The following is a 19,112-nucleotide window of genomic DNA, read 5'->3' on the forward strand; positions in this document are numbered from 1 at the left end:
TGTTCTAGAAGTCGATGCGCGCTGCACGCAGGAGGGCAGCGGTTTCAAAAAGCGGCAAACCCATAATACCCGAATAGGACCCGTCTATATGCTCGATAAACTCCGCCGCGCGTCCCTGCACGCCATACGCCCCCGCTTTGCCGAGCGGCTCACCGCTCGCCGCGTAGCGACGCAACGCGTCTGCGTGCGCTGCAGCAAAACGCACCTTCGAGACCGACAACGCCGCGGGCAGCAGCGCGCCGTTGGCATCGATCACGGCGAGCGCGGTCAGCACTTCGTGCGTGCGGCCCGCGAGACGTGTGAGCATGGCGACCGCATCGTCGGCATCGATGGGCTTGCCGAGAATCGCGTCGTCGATCGTGACGGTGGTGTCGGCGACGAGTATCGGCCGCACCTCGTGACCGCCGTCGAGGAGCCGCGCGCGGGCCGCCTGCGCCTTCGCGATGCACACGCGCTGCACGTAGTCGCGCGCGTGTTCGCCGGGCCGTTCGGCTTCGAGCGCTTCGGCGTCTTCATCGGGGCGCGGCAGCAGCAATTCGAAACGCACGCCGAGCTGTTGCAGCAGCTCCTGGCGGCGCGGACTTTGCGAGGCGAGGTAGACGAACGGATGCAGCGAAGCGGAAGGCGTGGGCATGAACGGGTCTCGATGGAGCGGGAAACGGATGGCGCGGGGTGGTGAACGCGGGCGGGCGTGGAAGAGTGCGCGGGCGAGGTTGACCCGGTGATCCGATCGATGCGCTGCATCCACTAGCGGCATCGATGCCCGGCGCGTCGGGCGCATCATCGCACGAAGCGGCGACAATACGCTCAAGCGTATGGAGCCGAGCACCCGCGACGCGTCAGCAGCACCGAATCGTTGCCAGGCGTCGCCGCGCGAGGCTCCAGCACCTACGCGCGATGATACGGATGATTTTGCGTGATGGTCCACGCCCGATAAAGCTGTTCGGCCAGCAGCACGCGCACCATCGCGTGCGGCAGCGTGAGGCTCGACACGCGCAGCATCATATCGGCGCGTGCCTTCAGCTCGGGATCGAGCCCGTCCGCGCCGCCGATCAGAAAGGCCACGTCGCGGCCGTCTTGCTGCCAGCCCGGCAACGCGCCCGCGAGCTGCATCGTGGTCCAGTCCTTGCCGCGTTCGTCGAGCGCGACGATGCGTGCGTTCTTCGGCAACGCGGCTTCGATCTTCTGCCGTTCGGCGGCCATCACGCTTTCGGCCGAACGGCCCGACGAGCGCTGCTCCGGTTTGATCTCGCGCAGTTCGATGCGCAACTCCGGCGGCATGCGTTTCGCGTATTCGTCGAAGCCGGTCGCGATCCAGTCCGGCATCTTGTGGCCGACGGCGAGGATATGCAGTTTCATCGCGAGGACAGTAGCGGTGTGCCCGACACGGCCCGCTTACTTGCGGCGCGCCGTGGTCTTGCGCGCGGGCTTCGCGGCCGGCGCTTCCTCGTCTTCCTCGTCGTCGGGCTCGCTTGCGCGCGCGCCGCCGAACGGATTCGGCGTCGACAGCTTGATGCGCACCGGCTTGTCGCCCCAGATTTCCTCGAGGTTGTAGTACTGGCGCAGCGCCGGCTGCAGGATGTGCACGATCGCGTCGCCGCAATCGACCAGCACCCATTCGCCGATATCTTCGCCTTCGGTGCTGATGATCTCGCCGCCGGCTTCCTTCACGCCTTCGCGCACGCTCGACGCGAGCGCCTTGGTTTGCCGGTTCGACGTGCCGCTCGCGACGATCACGCGATCGAACAGCGAGGTCAGGTGGCTGGTGTTGAACACTTTGATGTCTTGCGCCTTGACGTCTTCGAGAGCGTCGACGATTACGCGTTGCAGTTTGCGAATATCCATGGAGTTACCGGTGGTACAGATGATGTTGAAGAATATAGTCCCACACCGCGGCGGGGACGTGACTCGCGGCCCGATCCTGGCTTGTGCCGCCCGCACCCGCGTGGGCGAGCCGCTGGTTGACCTGCTCGCGCAGATGCGCGCGAATGTCGGTGGCCGATACGTTGAACGCGAGCGTCGTGTCGATCAGCAGATGGCCGCAGGGTGTGGCCTGCAGCACGTCGGCACGCGCACGGCGCGCGGCGATTTCCCTGGCGACCGCGGGGGCGACCGACGCGAGGTCGAAGCCGGGCCGCGTGGCCGCGCCGATATGCGCGAGCTCGAACAGGCGCTGCCAGTCGCGCCATGTGTCGAGATGCACCAGTTGATCCGCGCCGATCAGCAGCGTGATCGATGCGTCGTCGCCTTCGCGCTCGCGCCAGCATTGCAGCGTCTCGACCGTGTAGGTCGCGCCAACGTGCTCGATTTCTTCGGTCGCGACGCGTACCGTCACGCCGGGGATCGCGAGCGACGCGGCCGCCGCGCGCGTCATCGCGAGCCGATGTTCGGCGGGCGACACGTCGGCTTTCTGCCACGGCTGGCCGGCCGGCAGCAGCACCAGTTCGGTCAGCCGCAGCACGTCGGCGAACCGCCGCGCAAGCGCGAGGTGGCCGTCGTGGATCGGGTCGAAAGTGCCGCCCAGCAGACCGATCCGGCGAGGCAGGGCGACAGGGTGAGCGTTCGGCTTCAGGTGAGGGTCCTTTGTCGTGACCGTAAGCGAGACAGGTGGCGCGTCATACCCACTCGCGCGGCACGAGGAAATCGCTGTACAAACGCGCTTCCGGCGTGCCCGGCTCGGGGTGCCAGTCGTAGCGCCAGTTCGCCACGGGCGGCATCGACATCAGGATCGATTCGGTGCGTCCGCCGCTCTGCAGCCCAAACAGTGTGCCACGGTCGAAGACCAGATTGAACTCGACGTAGCGGCCGCGCCGGTAGGCCTGGAACGCGCGCTCGGCTTCGCCGTACGGCGTGTCGCGGCGCCGCTCGATGATCGGCAGGTACGCCTTGAGAAAGCCTTCGCCGACGCTTTTGAGCATCGCGAACGATTGCTCGAAGCCCGGCGCCGAGAAATCGTCGAAGAAAATCCCGCCAATGCCGCGCGGCTCGTTGCGGTGCTTCAGGAAGAAGTACTCGTCGCACCAGCGCTTGAAGCGCGGGTACAGGTCCGCGCCGTACGGCGCGAGCGCGTCGCGACACACCTGATGGAACTGCCGGGCGTCCTCTTCGTAGCCGTAGTAGGGCGTCAGGTCCATGCCGCCGCCGAACCAGAACACCGGTTCTTCGCCTTCCCTCGTCGCGATCAGCAGGCGCACGTTCATGTGCACGCTCGGGCAGTGCGGATTGTGCGGATGCAGCACGAGCGACACGCCCATCGCCTCGAAGCCGCGCCCGGCCAGTTGCGGCCGCGCGGCGCTTGCCGAGCCCGGCAGCGCGTCGCCCGCGACGTCCGAGAAGCCGATGCCGGCGCGCTCGAAGAACTGGCCGCCTTCGAGAATCCGCGTGACGCCGCCGCCGCGCAGCTTCTCGCCGGGCGCGCGCTGCCACGCGTCGGTAGCGAACGCGGAGCCGTCGAAGGCGCCGAGCGTGTCCGCGATATGCGATTGCAGGCCTTGCAGCCAGCTGCGCACGGCTTGTGCGTCGTAGCTCGAATTGCTCATGAATGCAGGTGCTGGGGCGGCACGCTCGTCGTGCCGCGGGTTCTTCGAAAGAAAGCGATGGCCGCGTTGGCGCCGGGTGTCTGCGAACTTGGACCGCTGGTTCGGATTGCCTGGTTGCCGGAGGCGAACATCAGAGGCGGCTTGCCGCTTCAGTCGATTCGCGGGCTCCGGGCCCGTCTGCCGCGACGAGCGGGAAAGATTCAGTGTAGCGCGCGTCGTGTAACGTGCCCGCACTGCGGCGCCGGCAGTGCGCCGCCCGCACGGCGTCCAGCGCTAGCGAAGCTTACTTGCCGTCGTGCTTGCGGTTGAGCGCGCGATAGCCGATGTCGCGGCGGTACTGCATGCCGTCGAACGCGATCTGGTTGATCGTGTGGTACGCGGCCGCCTGCGCGGTGCGCACCGAATCCGCGAGACCGACGACGCACAGCACGCGCCCGCCCGAGGTGGTCAGCTTGCCGTCCGTCAGCGTGGTGCCGGCGTGGAACGTGACCGAATCCGCGGTTTCGGCGGGAATGCCGTTGATGCGGTCGCCCTTCCTCGGCGTGTCCGGGTAGTTGTGCGCGGCGAGCACGACACCGAGCGCGGTGCGGCGGTCCCATTCGAGCTCGACGGTGTCGAGCGTGCCGGCGATCGCGTGTTCCACCACCTTCGAATAGTCGCCTTTCAGACGCGCCATGATCGGCTGCGTTTCGGGGTCGCCCATCCGGCAGTTGAATTCGAGCGTCTTCGGGTTGCCTTGCGCGTCGATCATCAGGCCCGCGTACAGGAAGCCGGTGTAGCGGATACCTTCCTTCTCCATGCCGCGCACGGTCGGCAGGATGATTTCGCGCATCACGCGCGCATGCAGCTGCGGCGTGACGATCGGCGCGGGCGAGTAGGCGCCCATGCCGCCCGTATTCGGGCCCTGGTCGCCGTCGAGCAGACGCTTGTGATCCTGGCTCGACGCGAGCGCGAGCACGTGCTTGCCGTCCACCATCACGATGAAGCTCGCTTCCTCGCCGGCGAGGAACTCCTCGATCACGACGCGCGCGCCGGCGTCACCGAGCTTGTTGTCCGACAGCATCATGTCGACTGCGGCGTGCGCTTCTTCCAGCGTTTGCGCGACCACCACGCCCTTGCCGGCGGCGAGGCCGTCGGCCTTGATCACGATCGGCGCGCCCTTGGCGTCCAGATACGCGTGCGCGGCGGCGACGTCGGCGAAGGTTTCGTACTCGGCCGTCGGGATGCCGTGGCGCTTCATGAACGCTTTGGCGAAATCTTTCGAGCTTTCGAGCTGGGCGGCCTCCTTGGTCGGCCCGAAGATCTTCAGGCCGCGCGAGCGGAACAGGTTGACGATGCCTGCCGCGAGCGGCGCTTCCGGCCCGACCAGCGTGAACGCGATCTGTTCTTTTTCAACGAAATCAGCGAGCGCGGCCGGCTCGGTGATGTCGATGTTGAGCAGACGCTCATCCTGAGCGGTGCCGCCGTTGCCCGGCGCGACGTAGACGAGCTGGACCCGCGGCGATTGCGCGAGCTTCCATGCCAGCGCATGTTCGCGACCGCCGGAACCGACGACGAGTAACTTCATGTGAATCCCCGAGACTTGAAAACCATAAACGGCCGAGCGGTGTGCTCAGCCGTGCAATAAACCATCAACAGCAAGGGCAAACGATGCCAGAGCCCGGCGCGCCATCACTCGCCGGCGATCGACGCGTTTGTATAGACTTCCTGCACGTCGTCCAGATTTTCCAGCGCGTCGAGCAGCTTCTGCATTTTCACGGCATCGTCGCCGGTGAATTCGACTTCGGTCTGCGGCTTCATCGTGACTTCGGCCAGTTCGGCCTTGAAGCCCGCCGTTTCGAGTGCAGCCTTCACTTTCGAAAAATCGTTCGGCGGGCACAGCACCTCGATACTGCCGTCCTCGTTCGTCACGACGTCGTCGGCGCCCGCTTCGAGCGCGGCTTCCATCAGCGCGTCTTCGGCGGTGCCGGGAGCGAACAGGAACTGGCCGACGTGATCGAACATGAACGACACCGAGCCGTCGGTGCCCATGTTGCCGCCGTTCTTCGAGAACGCGTGACGCACTTCCGCGACCGTGCGGGTGCGGTTGTCGGTCATCGTGTCGACGATCACCGCCGCGCCGCCGATGCCATAGCCTTCGTAGCGGATTTCCTCGTAGTTCGCGCCGTCCGCGCCGCCGACACCGCGCTGGATTGCGCGGTTGATGTTGTCTTTCGGCATGTTGGCGTCGTACGCCTTGTCGACCGCGAGCCGCAGACGCGGGTTCGAGTCGATTTCGCCGCCCCCCAGACGGGCCGCAACCTGGATTTCCTTGATGAGCCGCGTCCAGACCTTGCCGCGCTTGGCATCGGCCGCTGCTTTCTTATGCTTGATGTTGGCCCATTTCGAATGACCCGCCATACTTTTCTCCGTCGCGCGCGCCAGCGGGGCGCACGCATAGTGCAATTGTCGTTGCGATGTCGGGCGCCTCGCGTGTTGCGCCTCGATGTCAATCCGTCAGGTGAAAGGCTGCCGGCCGCTCGTGCTTGTTGCTCGTGTTGGCCCGTCGAGGCGGCCACCTGTGCCGCCGATCTCAGCCTGGCCGTTCCCGCGCGTCGTTCCGCGCTTGCCCGCCGGTGGGCGTTCGTGCCGGTTCGTGCATGATCGGCCGGCCAGGCGCAGCCGCAGGGCGGCAGCGCGGTGGAGCGGGGCAGCTTGCGCGGCCAGGCGCCGCATGACCTGATGCGAAAGCGCGGGGCGCCAGTCGAAATTGCAGGCGGTGGTGCGAGTGATCGTGCGGGTCGAGCCGCTCCGTCGAGCGGATGCGAATTTTATCATGCCGCGAGGGTGCGGCAGAGGGGGCCGCGCCGCGAAACCGGCCGCAAATGCAATCAAATCGACGCGAAAATGAATAGAGGCGGTGCGGATGTGTCGCCGGGAGGGCCGGATGCGGGCGAAAGCGGGGCCGGTTCCGGGGCGCCGGCATCGCCAGGCCACCCGCGCTGGCCCCCGGCGCGTCAGTTCTTCGTACCGAACAACCGGTCGCCCGCGTCGCCCAGGCCCGGCACGATGTACGCATGCTCGTTCAGATGCGAATCGAGAGACGCGATGAACAGCTTGACGTCCGGGTGCGCGTCCTGGAACACCTGCACGCCCTCGGGCGCGGCGACGAGCGCGAGGAACATGATGTTCTCGGCCGCCACGTTGCGGCGCTTGAGCACATCGACCGCGTGCACGGCCGAGTAGCCGGTCGCGACCATCGGATCGCAGAGGATGAACACGCGGTCTTCGAGGTCCGGCAGCCGCACCAGGTATTCGACCGGCCGATGATCCTCCGCGCGATACACGCCGATATGGCCGACGCGCGCCGACGGCACCAGCTCGAGCAGGCCGTCCGACATGCCGACGCCCGCGCGCAGCACCGGCACGATCGCGAGCTTCTTGCCGGCGATCACCGGCGCGTCGATCTCGACGAGCGGCGTGGTGATGCGGCGCGTGGTCATTGGCAGGTTGCGGGTGATTTCGTAGCCCATCAGCAGCGTGATTTCGCGCAGCAGTTCGCGGAACGTGCGCGTCGACGTGTCCCGGTCACGCATGTGCGACAGCTTGTGCTGGATCAGCGGGTGATCGAGGATGAAGAGATTGGGGAAACGGCTGTCCTGGGTCATGGCGGGCTCGCGCGCGGCGGCAAGGTGGATCGGGTCGGCGCGCTCATCCGTTGGCTCAGTCCGCGCTCGAAGGTCGGACGAACGGCGGAAAAGCGCGCCACCGCGCAAGTTTACCGAAAGAGTACCGCCCGGCGATACTTGAGATTGCAGCGACGCGGCACAGTCCGGCACCGATTCTTCTAGAATCTGGGGAAACTTCGCCAGGAGGGCATACACATGGACATGGGAATCGCAGGACGCCGCGCGCTGGTTTGCGCGGCGAGCAAAGGTCTGGGACGCGGCTGCGCGGAAGCGCTCGCCGCCGAGGGCGTCGACCTGACGATCGTCGCGCGCACCGCCGAAACGCTCGAAGCGACCGCCGAGGCGATCCGCAAGCAGAGCGGCGTCGAGGTGAAGACCGTCGCATGCGACATCACCACGCCTGAAGGGCGCGCGGCCGCGCTCGCGGCCTGCCCGCAGCCGGACATTCTCGTCAACAACGCGGGCGGTCCGCCGCCGGGCGATTTCCGCAACTTCACGCACGAGGACTGGATCCGCGCGCTCGAAGCCAACATGCTGACGCCGATCGAGCTGATCCGTCAGACCATCGACACGATGAGCGCGCGCGGCTTCGGGCGCATCGTCAACATCACGAGCTCGGCGGTGAAGGCGCCGATCGACGTGCTCGGTCTGTCGAACGGCGCGCGCTCCGGCCTGACCGGTTTCGTCGCGGGGCTCGCGCGCAAGGTCGCGCCGACCGGCGTGACGATCAACAACCTGCTGCCGGGCCTGTTCGACACCGACCGTATCGCGGTCACGTTCGAGGCGCAGGCGAAGACGCACAACATTTCGATCGACGAAGCGCGCAAGCAGCGCATGAAGACGATCCCCGCCGGCCGCTTCGGTAATCGCGAAGAATTCGGCCGGGCCTGCGCGTTCCTGTGCAGCACGCACGCGGGTTACATCACCGGGCAGAACTGGTTGATCGACGGCGGCGCCTATCCTGGTACGTACTGAGCTGGTACGTACTGAGCAGGCACGTACTGAGCCGCCGCGCGCGAACGACACCCGTCACATCACAACAACGATAGTCACAAGGGTTTGAGGAGTCTTACGTCATGAGCACCCGCATTGCGCTGATCGCGCACGATCACAAGAAGGACGACATCGTCAAACTGGCCGGCGAATACGTCGACACGCTCGCGCGCTGCGAGATCGTCGCAACCGGCACGACCGGCGGACGCATCAGCGACGCGCACGGCCTGACGGTCGAGCGCATGCTGTCGGGCCCGCACGGCGGCGACCTGCAGATCGGCGCGCAGCTCGCCGAAGGGCGCGTCGACATGGTGATTTTCCTGCGCGACCCGATGACGCCGCAGCCGCACGAGCCGGACATCAACGCGCTAGTGCGCGCGTGCGACGTGCACAACATTCCGTGCGCGACGAACATTTCGACCGCCCGCATGGTGCTCGACGTGCTGACGCTGCGCCTGTCCGGCGAGGCGTGAGCGCGCGCGTCGCCGCACCCACATCCATACAGATGACAGATGAAGGAGACGTGATGGTCAAGGCAATCCGTTTCGACAAAACCGGCGGCCCCGAAGTCATGAAATGGGTCGACGTCGCGGTGGGCGAGCCCGGCGCGGGCGAGATCCGCATTCGCCAGACGGCGGTCGGCCTCAATTACATCGACGTGTATTTCCGCACCGGTCTGTATCCGCTGCCGCTGCCGGGCGGGCTCGGCATGGAAGCGGCCGGCGAGGTCAGCGCGGTGGGCTCGGGCGTGACCGGTCTGAAGGTCGGCGATCGCGTCGCGTATGTCGCGCGGCCGCCCGGCGCGTATGCGCAGGAGCGCGTGCTGCAGGCCGCGCTGGTCGTCAAGCTGCCCGATGCGATCAGCGACGAGCAGGCCGCGTCGGCGATGCTGCAAGGCTTGACTGCGCAATATCTGCTGCGCCGCACGTATCGCGTGAAGGCCGGTGACACGATCCTCATTCAGGCCGCAGCGGGCGGCGTCGGCCTGCTCGTGTGCCAGTGGGCGAAGGCGCTCGGCGCGACGGTGATCGGCACGGTCGGTTCCGACGAGAAAGCCGAGATCGCGAAAGCGCACGGCTGCGATCACGCGATCGTCTATACGCGCGAGAACTTCACGAAGCGCGTACGCGAGATCACCAACGGCGCGGGCGTGCCGGTCGTCTACGATTCGATCGGCAAGGACACCTTCGAAAAATCGCTCGACTGTCTCGCGCCGCTCGGCCTGTTCGTGAGCTTCGGCAACGCGTCGGGTCCGCTGCCGCCGATCGACTCGTCGGAATTCGCGGGACGCGGCTCGCTGTTCTTTACACGACCGACGCTCTTCACCTATATGGCGAAACGCAGCGACTACGAGGCGATGTCGGCCGAACTGTTCGACGTGCTGAGCTCGGGCAAGGTCAAGACCAGCATCAATCAGCGCTATGCGCTGCCGGACGTCGGGCAGGCACATGCGGACCTCGAAGGGCGCCGCACGACGGGGTCGACGATCCTGCTGCCGTAAAGAAGTGTCAGCGCGGCCTCGGGCTGCGCTGCACGTCATCCATCAGGGCCGTTTCATCGCGAGATGAAACGGCCTTGTCCGTTTACGCGATTTTTACGCGTACCCCGCGATCTTTGACCAGCCCTTTAGGCCGATCGGCATACCGTTCTATCCATCCGAAGTCCGTGAATGGAGAACGAGAATGGATGTGCTGTATGTCGGGGGCCTGGCGCTGTTTGCCTTGCTGACCTTTGGGCTGATTGGCGGCTGCGAGAAGCTGATGCAGTTGCGCCGCGGACAAGGAGCGCGCTGATGACCTGGATGCTGTGGCTGGCCGGCGCGTCGACCGCGCTGCTGTTCGTTTATCTCGTGTATGCGCTGCTGCGCGCGGAGGACATCGAATGAACACGAACGATGTCCTGCAGGCGAGTCTTTTTATCGTCGTGCTACTGGCCGCCGCGGTGCCGGTGGCGAGCTATCTCGGCGCCGTGATGGACGGCAGTTCGCGCGTGGTGCGCTTCGGCGCGCCGCTCGAACGGCTGCTTTACCGTATCGCGGGCGTCGATCCAGCGGCGGAAATGGGCTGGAGGCACTACGCGGTCGCCACGCTCGCGTTCAACGTGCTCGGCGCGGCGTTCCTGTACGTGCTGCTGCGCGTGCAAGGGTGGCTGCCAGGCAATCCGCAGCAGTTCGGCGCGATGTCGGTCGACAGCGCGTTCAACACCGCGGTCAGCTTCGTGACCAACACCAACTGGCAGGACTACACGCCCGAGCAGACCGTCGGCTATCTGACGCAGATGCTCGGCCTGACCGTGCAGAACTTCCTGTCGGCGGCGACCGGCATCGTCGTCGTGTTCGCGTTGATGCGCGGCTTCGCGCGTCATAGCGCGCAGACGATCGGCAACTTCTGGGTCGACATCACGCGCGTGACGATGTACGTCCTGCTGCCGATGGCGGCGATCATCGCCGCACTGCTGATGAGTCAGGGCGTGATCCAGAACTTCAAGGCATATCAGGAGGTGCCGACGCTGCAGACCACCACCTACGCCGCGCCGAAGCTCGACGCGCAAGGCAATCCGGTGAAGGACGCGAAGGGCGATCCGGTGATGCTCGACACGCCCGTGAAGACGCAGACCATCGCGATGGGCCCGGTCGCGTCGCAGGAAGCGATCAAGATGCTCGGCACCAACGGCGGCGGCTTCTTCAACGGCAACTCCGCGCATCCGTACGAAAACCCGACGCCGTTCTCGAACTTCGTGCAGATCATCTCGATCCTGATCATCCCGGCGGCGCTCGCGCTCGTGTTCGGCCGCGTGATCGGCGACCGGCGGCAGGGCGTCGCGGTGCTCGCGGCGATGACGATCGCGTTCGGCGTTTGCGTGTTCGGCGAGATCAGCGCCGAGCAGGGCGGCAATCCCGCGTTCACGGCGCTCAACGTCGACCAGTCGGCGAACGCGCTGCAGGCGGGCGGCAATGCGGAGGGCAAGGAAACGCGCTTCGGCATCGCGCAGTCGGGCATCTTCACGGTCGCGACGACGGCGGCTTCGTGCGGCGCGGTCGACAACATGCACGATTCGTTGACGCCGCTCGGCGGCCTGTATCCGATGCTGCTGATCCAGCTCGGCGAAGTGATCTTCGGCGGTGTCGGTTCCGGCATGTACGGGATGCTCGTGTTCGCGCTGCTCGCGGTGTTCGTCGCGGGACTGATGATCGGGCGTACTCCTGAATATGTCGGCAAGAAGATCGAAGCCTACGAGATGAAGATGGTGTCGATCGTCGTGCTGCTCACGCCGCTGCTCGTGCTGGTGGGCACCTCGATCGCGGTGCTCAGCGCGGCGGGCAAGGCCGGCATCGCAAACCCCGGTGCACACGGCTTCTCCGAGATCCTCTATGCGTTCAGCTCGGCGGCGAACAACAACGGTAGCGCGTTCGCGGGTCTCACGGTGAATACGCCGTTCTACAACTGGCTCACCGCGATCGCGATGTGGTTCGGGCGCTTCGGCACGATCGTGCCGGTGCTCGCGATCGCCGGTTCGCTCGCCGCGAAGAAGCGCATCGCCGTCACCGGCGGCACGCTGCCGACGCACGGACCGCTGTTCGTCGTGCTGCTGCTCGGCACGGTGCTGCTGGTCGGCGCGCTGACCTACGTCCCGGCGCTCGCGCTCGGTCCCGGCGTGGAGCATCTGATGATGATCGGCGTGCAGTGAGCCACGGCAGTGACCCAGGCCGCGAGCCAACGACCGAACAGGCGCTTGCACGCCGCAAGCCTGCAAGCGTAGACGGATATTCGAGGATTCAATGACTGAACATAACGCTACCCGGTCCATGTTCGACCCGGCGCTGCTGCGCCCGGCGATCGTGGACTCCTTTAAAAAGCTCACGCCGCGCACGCAGTTTCGCAACCCGGTGATGTTCTGCGTGTACGTCGGCAGCATCCTGACGACCATTCTGTGGATCGCCGCGCTCGGCGGTCAGGCCGAGGCGCCCGCGGGCTTCATCCTCGCGGTCACGCTGTGGCTGTGGTTCACGGTGCTGTTCGCGAACTTCGCGGAGGCGCTCGCCGAAGGCCGCTCGAAAGCGCAGGCCGCGTCGCTGCGCAGCGCGAAGAGAGACGTGATGGCGAAGAAGCTCAACGAGCCGCATCCGAAGTCGCCGATCCGCATCACGACCGCGACCGATCTGCGCCGTGGCGACGTCGTGCTGGTCGAGACCGGCGACGTGATCCCGGCCGACGGCGAAGTGATCGAGGGCGTCGCTTCGGTCGACGAATCGGCGATCACCGGTGAATCGGCGCCGGTCATCCGCGAGTCGGGCGGCGACTTTTCGTCGGTGACGGGCGGCACGCGGGTGCTGTCGGACTGGATCGTCGTGCGCGTCACGGCCAATCCGGGCGAGGCGTTCCTCGACCGCATGATCGCGATGGTCGAAGGCGCGAAGCGTCAGAAGACGCCGAACGAAATCGCGCTCACCATCCTGCTCGTCGCGCTGACCATCGTGATGCTGCTCGCCACCGCGACGCTGCTGCCGTTCTCGATGTTCTCCGTCGAAGCCGCGAAAGCGGGCCACGTGGTGACGATCACCGCACTCGCCGCGCTGCTCGTGTGTCTGATCCCGACGACGATCGGCGGCCTGTTGTCGGCGATCGGCGTGGCCGGGATGAGCCGTATGATGCAGGCGAACGTGATCGCGACCTCGGGCCGTGCCGTCGAAGCGGCCGGCGACGTCGACGTGCTGCTGCTCGACAAGACGGGCACGATCACGCTCGGCAACCGCCAGGCGTCGCAGTTTCTGCCGGCGCCAGGTCTGACCGAAGAGGCGCTTGCCGATGCCGCGCAGCTGTCGTCGCTCGCCGACGAAACGCCGGAAGGCCGCAGCATCGTCGTGCTCGCGAAGCAGCGCTTCAATATCCGTCAGCGCGATATGGCCTCGCTGCATGCGGTGTTTCTCGCGTTCACGGCGCAGACCCGCATGAGCGGCGTCGATCTCTCCCCCCAGGGGACTTCCTCCGGGGCGCCGAACCGTGAAATCCGCAAGGGCGCGGCCGATGCGGTCAAGCACTATGTCGAAGCGAACGGCGGCCGTTTCCCGAACGAAGTCAGCAACGCGGTCGCCGATGTCGCGCGACGCGGCAGCACACCGCTGGTGGTCGCCGAGAAAGGCGAGCAGGGCGCGCGCGTGCTCGGCGTGATCGAGTTGAAGGACGTCGTGAAGGGCGGCATCAAGGAGCGCTTCGCCGAGCTGCGCAAGATGGGCATCAAGACCGTGATGGTGACGGGCGACAACCGCCTGACCGCCGCCGCGATCGCGGCCGAAGCGGGCGTCGACGACTTCCTTGCCGAGGCGACACCCGAAACGAAGCTCGCGACGATTCGCGCGCATCAGGCCGAAGGGCGTCTGGTCGCGATGACCGGCGACGGCACCAACGACGCGCCCGCGCTCGCGCAGGCCGACGTCGCGGTCGCGATGAACACCGGCACGCAGGCGGCAAAGGAGGCCGGCAATATGGTCGACCTCGATTCGAATCCGACCAAGCTGATCGAGATCGTCGAGATCGGCAAGCAGATGTTGATGACGCGCGGGTCGTTGACCACATTCTCGATCGCCAACGACCTCGCCAAGTACTTCGCGATCATCCCGGCCGCGTTCGCGTCGACGTATCCGGCGTTGAACGCGCTGAACGTGATGCATCTGGCGACGCCGACCTCGGCAATCATGTCGGCGGTGATCTTCAACGCGCTGATCATCGTGCTGCTGATTCCGCTGGCGCTGAAGGGCGTGCGCTATCGCGCGCTAGGCGCTGCGATCCTGCTGCGCCGCAATCTGCTGATCTATGGCCTTGGCGGGATCATCGTGCCGTTCATCGGCATCAAGCTGATCGATATGGTGCTCGCCGCGTTCGGCTGGGTTTGAGCGCGCAGCGCGTCATTACGCCACAACCAGAAGTGATGAAAAGGGAAAGAGACCCATCATGAAGAATCTGTTCCGTCCGCTGATCGTGATCTTCGCGGTGCTGACCGCGATCACAGGACTCGCCTATCCCGCCGTGATGACGGCGTTCGGCCAGGCGGCGTTCCACGAACAGGCCAACGGCAGCCTCATCGAGCAGAACGGCAAGGTGGTCGGCTCACAGCTGATCGGCCAGCAGTTCGACGCGCCCCAGTACTTCTGGGGCCGGCTGTCGGCAACGAGCCCGATGCCGTACAACCCGCAAAGCTCGGGGGGCTCGAACCTCGGGCCGACCAACCCGGCGCTGCTCGACGAGATCAAGGGCCGTCTCGCGGCGCTGAAGGCGGCGGGCACCGACATGTCGAAGCCGGTGCCGGTCGATCTGGTCACGTCGTCGGGCAGCGGGCTCGATCCGGAGATCAGTCCGGCCGCGGCCGCGTATCAGCTCGAGCGGGTCGCGCAGGCCCGACATCTCGCGCCGAACGACGTGCAGGCGCTCGTCGAGCGCTACACGACGGGGCGCCAGTTCGGCGTGCTCGGCGAGCCGCGCGTGAATGTGCTGAAGCTCAATCTCGCGCTCGATGAAATGAAGCGCGGCTGACACTGAACGCAGCGACGACGCACCAGCCGCAATTGCGGTTCATCGATGAAACGGCGGCGTTTCGCGTGGCGCCGCGCCGCCATTTGCGGGCCGGCGCGGGCCGTGCCACCATGCAGACACCGCCGCTCGCACGACTATCAAAACCACTGAGCATGAACCGCCCCGATCCTGACCAACTGCTCGACAAGCTGCAGCGCGACGAAGAAAAACGCCAGCGCGGCCGGCTGAAGGTTTTCTTCGGCGCGTCGGCCGGTGTCGGCAAGACCTATGCGATGCTGCAGGCCGCGAGCCGCCGCCAGCAAGAAGGTGTCGACGTGCTGGTCGGCATCGCCGAAACGCATGGGCGCAGCGAAACCGCCGCGTTGCTCGCGGGGCTCGACGTGCTGCCGCTCGCGCAGATCGAGTATCGCGGCCGCAAGCTCGGCGAGTTCGATCTCGACGCCGCGCTCGCGCGCAAGCCGCAACTGATCCTCGTCGACGAACTCGCGCATTCGAACCTGCAGGGCGCGCGTCATCTGAAGCGCTGGCAGGACGTCTACGAACTGCTCGACGCGGGTATCGACGTCTATACGACCGTCAACGTGCAGCACCTGGAGAGCCTGAACGACGTGGTCGGCCAGATCACCGGCATTCGGGTGTGGGAGACCGTGCCCGATCGCGTGTTCGATCATGCCGACGAAGTCACGCTCGTCGATCTGCCGGCCGAGGAACTGCTCGACCGCATGCGCGACGGCAAGGTCTACATGGCGCAGCAGGCCGAGCGCGCGGTGCGCAACTTCTTTCGCAAGGGCAACCTGATCGCGCTGCGCGAACTCGCGCTGCGCCGCACGGCCGATCGGGTCGACGCGCAGATGCGCGAGTACCGCGCCGATCGGTCGATCCAGCGTATCTGGCAGGCGCGCGAGCGGCTGCTGGTGTGTGTCGGTCCTGGTCCCGAAGCGCCGGCGCTGGTGCGCTCGGCGGCGCGCCTCGCCGCGAGCCTGAAAGCCGACTGGCTCGCGGTCTATGTCGAAACGCCCGCGTTGCAGCGCCTGCCCGACGCCCGCCGCGAACGCACGCTGAACGCGCTGAAGCTCGCCGCCGAACTCGGCGCCGAAACCGCGACGCTCGCCGCCACCGATGCGCTCGACGCGTTGATCGGTTACGCGCAGGCGCGCAACGTATCGAAGCTGGTGGCGGGCGCATCGTCGCGCACGGGCGCGAGCCGCTGGCTGCGCCGGCCGCTGGGCGAGCGCATCGCCGAGAAGAGCGGCGATCTCGATCTCACGCTGATTCGCGTGTCGTCGGAGCGCGACGGCGGCGAGCAGCGGCGGCTGTTGAACACGACCGCGAACGCGTGGCGCGAGGCGTTGAGCGCGGCCCGCGAGCGTCGCTCGCCGCCGCGCGCGTACGCGTACGCGCTCGCGATCGGCGCGGCGATCACGTTGCTGTCGAGCCAGTTGATCGACCGCATCGATCTGACCAACCTCGTGATGCTGTATCTGCTCGGCGTGATCTTCACCGCGGTGAAGCTCGGGCGCGGGCCGGGTGTCGTGCTGTCGTTCGCGAGCGTTGCCGCGTTCGATTTCTTCTTCGTGCCGCCGCGCATCTCGCTGTCGGTCTCCGACACGCAATACCTGCTGACGTTCTTCGGCATGCTGCTGACCTCGCTCGTGATCAGCCATCTGACTTCGAGCCTGCGCCACGAGGCGAGCGTCGCGCGACGCCGCGAGCAGCGCACCGGCGCGATGTACGAGATGGCGCGCGAGCTCGCCGCGGCGCTCGCGACCGAGCAGATCGTCGGCATCGGCACCCGGCACGTGAGCGAGGTGTTCGGCGCGCGTGTCGCGATCCTGCTGCCCGATAGCGTCGATAAGGTCAAACAGAAGATCGAAGACCCCGACGCGGCGATCACGCTCGAAGGCGACGCGCTCGATCTCGACGTCGGCCAGTGGGTCTACGATCAGCAGAAGCCGGCCGGCCACGGCACCGATACGCTGCCGGCCGCCGCGGCGCTGTATCTGCCGCTGAAGGCGCCGATGCGCACGCGCGGCGTGCTCGCGGTGGTCGTGCGTGACGAGCGCGAGCTGACCGTGCCCGAACAGCGCCGCATGCTCGATGCGTTCGCCGCGCAGATCGCGCTCGCGCTCGAACGCGTGCACTACGTCGATATCGCGCGCGATGCGCTCGTCAACATGGAGTCGGAGCGGCTGCGCAATTCGCTGCTGTCGGCGATTTCGCACGATCTGCGCACGCCGCTGACGACGATCGTCGGGTTTTCGTCGATGCTCGCGCAGGGGCGGCAGGCGGGACAGCGGCGGACAGAAGGCGAGGTGAATGCTTCTTTGCGGACCGACGCGCAATCCGCCGCGCGGCGTGACGACGAACTCGTCGACGCAATCCACGAAGAAGCGCTGCGCATGACCGGCATCGTCACGAATCTGCTCGACATGGCGCGCTTGCAGGCCGGCAGCCTGCAACTGAACCAGCAATGGACGCTGCTCGAGGAGACCGTCGGCGCCGCGCTGCGCGCATGCAAGCGTGTGCTCGCGGATCATCCGGTGCGGGTTACGCTGCCCGCCGATCTGCCGCTGCTGCATCTCGACGCGGTGTTGATGGAGCGCTTGTTCTCGAACCTGTTCGAGAACGCGGCCAAATACACGGCGTCCGGCACGCCGCTCGCAATCGGCGCGCAGCAGATCGACGCGGACGGCACGCCGTTCGTGCGCATCACGATCGACGACAACGGCCCCGGCCTGCCCGCCGGCATGGAAGCGCGCGTGTTCGAGAAGTTCACGCGCGGCGAGAAGGAGTCGGCGAAACCAGGCATCGGCCTTGGGCTCGCGATCTGCCGCGCGATCGTCGAGGCGCACGGCGGTACAATCGGCGCGCTCAACCGGCTGGCCACGGATGGTCACGTCGAGGGCGCGCGCTTCTGGTTCACGCTGCCGGTCAAGACGCCGCCCGACGCACCCGAGACGTTTGATACGCTCGAAGACGAAGGCGCAGCCACCGACACCGCCGCCGACCTCAACCCGCTCACCCGCCCCGCCCATGAGTGACCTGAGCATCACCGTCGTTCTGATCGAAGACGAGAAGCAGATTCGCCGCTTCGTGCGCACGGCGCTCGAAGGCGAGGGCATTGCCGTGTACGACGCCGAGACCGGCAAGCAGGGGCTCGTCGAAGCGGCGACGCGCAAGCCCGATCTCGTGATCGTCGATCTGGGCCTGCCCGACACCGACGGCCTCGACGTGATCCGCGAGCTGCGCGGCTGGAGCGAGCTGCCGGTGATCGTGCTGTCGGCGCGTACCCAGGAAAGCGAAAAGGTCGCCGCGCTCGACGCCGGCGCCGACGATTACCTGACCAAGCCGTTCGGCGTGTCCGAGTTGCTTGCGCGGATCCGCGCGCATCTGCGGCGGCGCAATCACGGCGGCGCGAACGAATCGCCGCAGGTGCGCTTCGGTGCGGTCACCGTCGACCTCGCGCTGCGCCAGGTTACGCGCGACGGCGCCGCGGTCCATCTGACGCCCATCGAATACCGGCTGCTCGCGACGCTCGTGCGCCATGCGGGCCGCGTGCTCACGCACCGGCAGTTGCTGCGCGACGTGTGGGGGCCGTCGCACGTCGAGAGTCACCACTATCTGCGCATCTACATGGCGCATCTGCGCGGCAAGCTCGAGCGCGATCCGGCGCAGCCGGAGCATATCGTCACGGAGACGGGCGTCGGGTACCGGTTGGTAGGTGCGGTGTGAGTTCGTCCGCGATGCCGCTTCGTTATAATCTCCCGACGTAAGGACGACCTTGCGCCTGCATCAATCATCGGGGACGGCCCCATTTTTCATGGAGCTGTGTCGATGTCCTGGTTTCTTCTCCTGATTGCCGGTCTGCTCGAAGTCGCGTGGGCGGCCGGTCTCAAAACTTGCGAAGGTTTCACCCGCTTGCGGCCGTCCGTCTTCACGGTCGTGACCGCGCTCGGCAGCTTCGTGCTGCTCGCGCTCGCGATGCGCCAGTTGCCGCTCGGCACAGCCTATGCTGTTTGGACAGGGATCGGCGCGGTCGGCGCGTTCATCTTCGGCGTCGTGATGATGGGCGAGGCGTTGACGGTCGCGCGCGTCGCCAGTGCGTCGCTGATCGTGATCGGCCTCGTCGGCCTGAAGCTGTCGTCGGGGCACTGACCGGGCGGCCACCTCCGCTCGGGGCGCGGCCGCCATTGCCTGCAAGCCACAGCGAAGGCTTCGCCGCTCTACGTTCTGCGAATTATCGTAGCTATAATGAGACAGAAACGACCTTGAGATTGTCCCCGGCCAGGCTGGCGCGGCCTGGCTGGCGCGGCCAGCTTGGCGAGCCTGATGGCTTTGGCGCGGAACGCCCGCTCGTTCCCGCCGAGGCACCTGGCGCGCACTGA

Annotated in this window: 19 protein-coding genes; 11 read left to right on the top strand and 8 right to left on the bottom strand. The window is 66.6% G+C overall.

Annotated features, from left to right (window positions below):
* Positions 1 to 4 precede the first annotated feature (4 nt).
* The 8 genes from HDG33_RS01495 to upp all read right to left on the bottom strand — a co-directional run bounded on the left by HDG33_RS01495 (position 5) and on the right by upp (position 7,186).
* Positions 5 to 634: a nucleoside triphosphate pyrophosphatase gene (locus HDG33_RS01495; protein ID WP_184021708.1), complete on the bottom strand. Its 630-nt coding sequence runs from the start codon at positions 632 to 634 to the stop codon at positions 5 to 7.
* A gap of 254 nt (positions 635 to 888) precedes the next feature.
* Positions 889 to 1,359, bottom strand: a complete 471-nt coding sequence (gene rlmH, locus HDG33_RS01500; protein WP_008919684.1) for a 23S rRNA (pseudouridine(1915)-N(3))-methyltransferase RlmH — start codon at positions 1,357 to 1,359, stop codon at positions 889 to 891.
* A gap of 36 nt (positions 1,360 to 1,395) precedes the next feature.
* The gene (gene rsfS / locus HDG33_RS01505) at positions 1,396 to 1,845 is read right to left on the bottom strand and encodes a ribosome silencing factor (RefSeq protein WP_018419969.1); all 450 of its coding nucleotides are present in this window, start codon (positions 1,843 to 1,845) and stop codon (positions 1,396 to 1,398) included.
* A 4-nt stretch (positions 1,846 to 1,849) separates the two neighbouring features.
* On the bottom strand, positions 1,850 to 2,572 hold the full coding sequence (locus HDG33_RS01510) for a nicotinate-nucleotide adenylyltransferase (protein WP_221311273.1): 723 nt from the start codon (positions 2,570 to 2,572) through the stop codon (positions 1,850 to 1,852).
* 43 nt (positions 2,573 to 2,615) lie between these two features.
* Complete coding sequence (hemF, locus tag HDG33_RS01515; RefSeq protein WP_184021711.1) at positions 2,616 to 3,539, bottom strand: oxygen-dependent coproporphyrinogen oxidase; 924 nt, start codon at positions 3,537 to 3,539, stop codon at positions 2,616 to 2,618.
* A 283-nt stretch (positions 3,540 to 3,822) separates the two neighbouring features.
* Entirely contained in the window at positions 3,823 to 5,106 is a 1,284-nt protein-coding gene (gene purD / locus HDG33_RS01520) for a phosphoribosylamine--glycine ligase (RefSeq protein WP_184021714.1), read from the bottom strand.
* A 104-nt stretch (positions 5,107 to 5,210) separates the two neighbouring features.
* Complete coding sequence (locus HDG33_RS01525; protein WP_018419973.1) at positions 5,211 to 5,939, bottom strand: YebC/PmpR family DNA-binding transcriptional regulator; 729 nt, start codon at positions 5,937 to 5,939, stop codon at positions 5,211 to 5,213.
* Positions 5,940 to 6,535: 596 nt separating this feature from the next.
* Entirely contained in the window at positions 6,536 to 7,186 is a 651-nt protein-coding gene (upp, locus tag HDG33_RS01530) for a uracil phosphoribosyltransferase (RefSeq protein WP_026225693.1), read from the bottom strand.
* Positions 7,187 to 7,402: 216 nt separating this feature from the next.
* Here upp and HDG33_RS01535 point away from each other — a divergent pair, with 216 nt between their 5' ends.
* The 11 genes from HDG33_RS01535 (at position 7,403) to sugE (ending at position 18,882) form a co-directional block, all read left to right on the top strand.
* Entirely contained in the window at positions 7,403 to 8,182 is a 780-nt protein-coding gene (locus HDG33_RS01535) for an SDR family oxidoreductase (protein WP_090803723.1), read from the top strand.
* Between the two features lie 101 nt (positions 8,183 to 8,283).
* Complete coding sequence (locus HDG33_RS01540; RefSeq protein ID WP_013088898.1) at positions 8,284 to 8,673, top strand: methylglyoxal synthase; 390 nt, start codon at positions 8,284 to 8,286, stop codon at positions 8,671 to 8,673.
* Positions 8,674 to 8,726: 53 nt separating this feature from the next.
* Complete coding sequence (locus tag HDG33_RS01545) at positions 8,727 to 9,701, top strand: quinone oxidoreductase (RefSeq protein ID WP_184021717.1); 975 nt, start codon at positions 8,727 to 8,729, stop codon at positions 9,699 to 9,701.
* Between the two features lie 181 nt (positions 9,702 to 9,882).
* Positions 9,883 to 9,993 carry a hypothetical protein gene (locus tag HDG33_RS01550; protein WP_018419977.1) on the top strand — a complete coding sequence of 37 codons (111 nt, stop codon included), beginning with the start codon at positions 9,883 to 9,885 and terminating at the stop codon, positions 9,991 to 9,993.
* On the top strand, positions 9,993 to 10,085 hold the full coding sequence (kdpF, locus tag HDG33_RS01555) for a K(+)-transporting ATPase subunit F (protein WP_013088901.1): 93 nt from the start codon (positions 9,993 to 9,995) through the stop codon (positions 10,083 to 10,085). Before HDG33_RS01550 ends, kdpF begins: the two co-directional genes overlap by 1 nt.
* Entirely contained in the window at positions 10,082 to 11,887 is a 1,806-nt protein-coding gene (gene kdpA, locus HDG33_RS01560; RefSeq protein WP_184021720.1) for a potassium-transporting ATPase subunit KdpA, read from the top strand. Before kdpF ends, kdpA begins: the two co-directional genes overlap by 4 nt.
* A 91-nt stretch (positions 11,888 to 11,978) precedes the next feature.
* The gene (gene kdpB / locus HDG33_RS01565) at positions 11,979 to 14,090 is read left to right on the top strand and encodes a potassium-transporting ATPase subunit KdpB (protein WP_184021723.1); all 2,112 of its coding nucleotides are present in this window, start codon (positions 11,979 to 11,981) and stop codon (positions 14,088 to 14,090) included.
* A 58-nt stretch (positions 14,091 to 14,148) separates the two neighbouring features.
* The gene (gene kdpC, locus HDG33_RS01570; protein WP_184021726.1) at positions 14,149 to 14,727 is read left to right on the top strand and encodes a potassium-transporting ATPase subunit KdpC; all 579 of its coding nucleotides are present in this window, start codon (positions 14,149 to 14,151) and stop codon (positions 14,725 to 14,727) included.
* Positions 14,728 to 14,879: 152 nt separating this feature from the next.
* Positions 14,880 to 17,768 carry a DUF4118 domain-containing protein gene (locus tag HDG33_RS01575; protein WP_184021729.1) on the top strand — a complete coding sequence of 963 codons (2,889 nt, stop codon included), beginning with the start codon at positions 14,880 to 14,882 and terminating at the stop codon, positions 17,766 to 17,768.
* Complete coding sequence (gene kdpE / locus HDG33_RS01580; RefSeq protein WP_176109149.1) at positions 17,761 to 18,459, top strand: two-component system response regulator KdpE; 699 nt, start codon at positions 17,761 to 17,763, stop codon at positions 18,457 to 18,459. The genes HDG33_RS01575 and kdpE overlap by 8 nt, the downstream gene beginning before the upstream one ends.
* Positions 18,460 to 18,561: 102 nt before the next feature.
* On the top strand, positions 18,562 to 18,882 hold the full coding sequence (gene sugE, locus HDG33_RS01585) for a quaternary ammonium compound efflux SMR transporter SugE (protein ID WP_184021732.1): 321 nt from the start codon (positions 18,562 to 18,564) through the stop codon (positions 18,880 to 18,882).
* Positions 18,883 to 19,112 lie beyond the last annotated feature (230 nt).

This window comes from Paraburkholderia sp. Cpub6 (genome assembly GCF_014201065.1).
Lineage (GTDB): Bacteria > Pseudomonadota > Gammaproteobacteria > Burkholderiales > Burkholderiaceae > Paraburkholderia > Paraburkholderia tuberum.

Bases quoted from the DNA above. Each gene is read 5' to 3' on its own strand.
- rlmH (WP_008919684.1), bottom strand. From the start codon at position 1,359: ATGAAACTGCATATCCTCGCCGTCGGCCACAAGATGCCGGACTGGATC.
- rsfS (WP_018419969.1), bottom strand. From the start codon at position 1,845: ATGGATATTCGCAAACTGCAACGCGTAATCGTCGACGCTCTCGAAGAC.
- kdpA (WP_184021720.1), top strand. From the start codon at position 10,082: ATGAACACGAACGATGTCCTGCAGGCGAGTCTTTTTATCGTCGTGCTA.
- HDG33_RS01575 (WP_184021729.1), top strand. From the start codon at position 14,880: ATGAACCGCCCCGATCCTGACCAACTGCTCGACAAGCTGCAGCGCGAC.
- sugE (WP_184021732.1), top strand. From the start codon at position 18,562: ATGTCCTGGTTTCTTCTCCTGATTGCCGGTCTGCTCGAAGTCGCGTGG.
- hemF (WP_184021711.1), bottom strand. From the start codon at position 3,539: ATGAGCAATTCGAGCTACGACGCACAAGCCGTGCGCAGCTGGCTGCAA.
- HDG33_RS01545 (WP_184021717.1), top strand. From the start codon at position 8,727: ATGGTCAAGGCAATCCGTTTCGACAAAACCGGCGGCCCCGAAGTCATG.
- HDG33_RS01540 (WP_013088898.1), top strand. From the start codon at position 8,284: ATGAGCACCCGCATTGCGCTGATCGCGCACGATCACAAGAAGGACGAC.
- kdpB (WP_184021723.1), top strand. From the start codon at position 11,979: ATGACTGAACATAACGCTACCCGGTCCATGTTCGACCCGGCGCTGCTG.
- HDG33_RS01495 (WP_184021708.1), bottom strand. From the start codon at position 634: ATGCCCACGCCTTCCGCTTCGCTGCATCCGTTCGTCTACCTCGCCTCG.
- HDG33_RS01550 (WP_018419977.1), top strand. From the start codon at position 9,883: ATGGATGTGCTGTATGTCGGGGGCCTGGCGCTGTTTGCCTTGCTGACC.
- kdpC (WP_184021726.1), top strand. From the start codon at position 14,149: ATGAAGAATCTGTTCCGTCCGCTGATCGTGATCTTCGCGGTGCTGACC.
- kdpE (WP_176109149.1), top strand. From the start codon at position 17,761: ATGAGTGACCTGAGCATCACCGTCGTTCTGATCGAAGACGAGAAGCAG.
- HDG33_RS01525 (WP_018419973.1), bottom strand. From the start codon at position 5,939: ATGGCGGGTCATTCGAAATGGGCCAACATCAAGCATAAGAAAGCAGCG.
- HDG33_RS01535 (WP_090803723.1), top strand. From the start codon at position 7,403: ATGGACATGGGAATCGCAGGACGCCGCGCGCTGGTTTGCGCGGCGAGC.
- kdpF (WP_013088901.1), top strand. From the start codon at position 9,993: ATGACCTGGATGCTGTGGCTGGCCGGCGCGTCGACCGCGCTGCTGTTC.
- upp (WP_026225693.1), bottom strand. From the start codon at position 7,186: ATGACCCAGGACAGCCGTTTCCCCAATCTCTTCATCCTCGATCACCCG.
- purD (WP_184021714.1), bottom strand. From the start codon at position 5,106: ATGAAGTTACTCGTCGTCGGTTCCGGCGGTCGCGAACATGCGCTGGCA.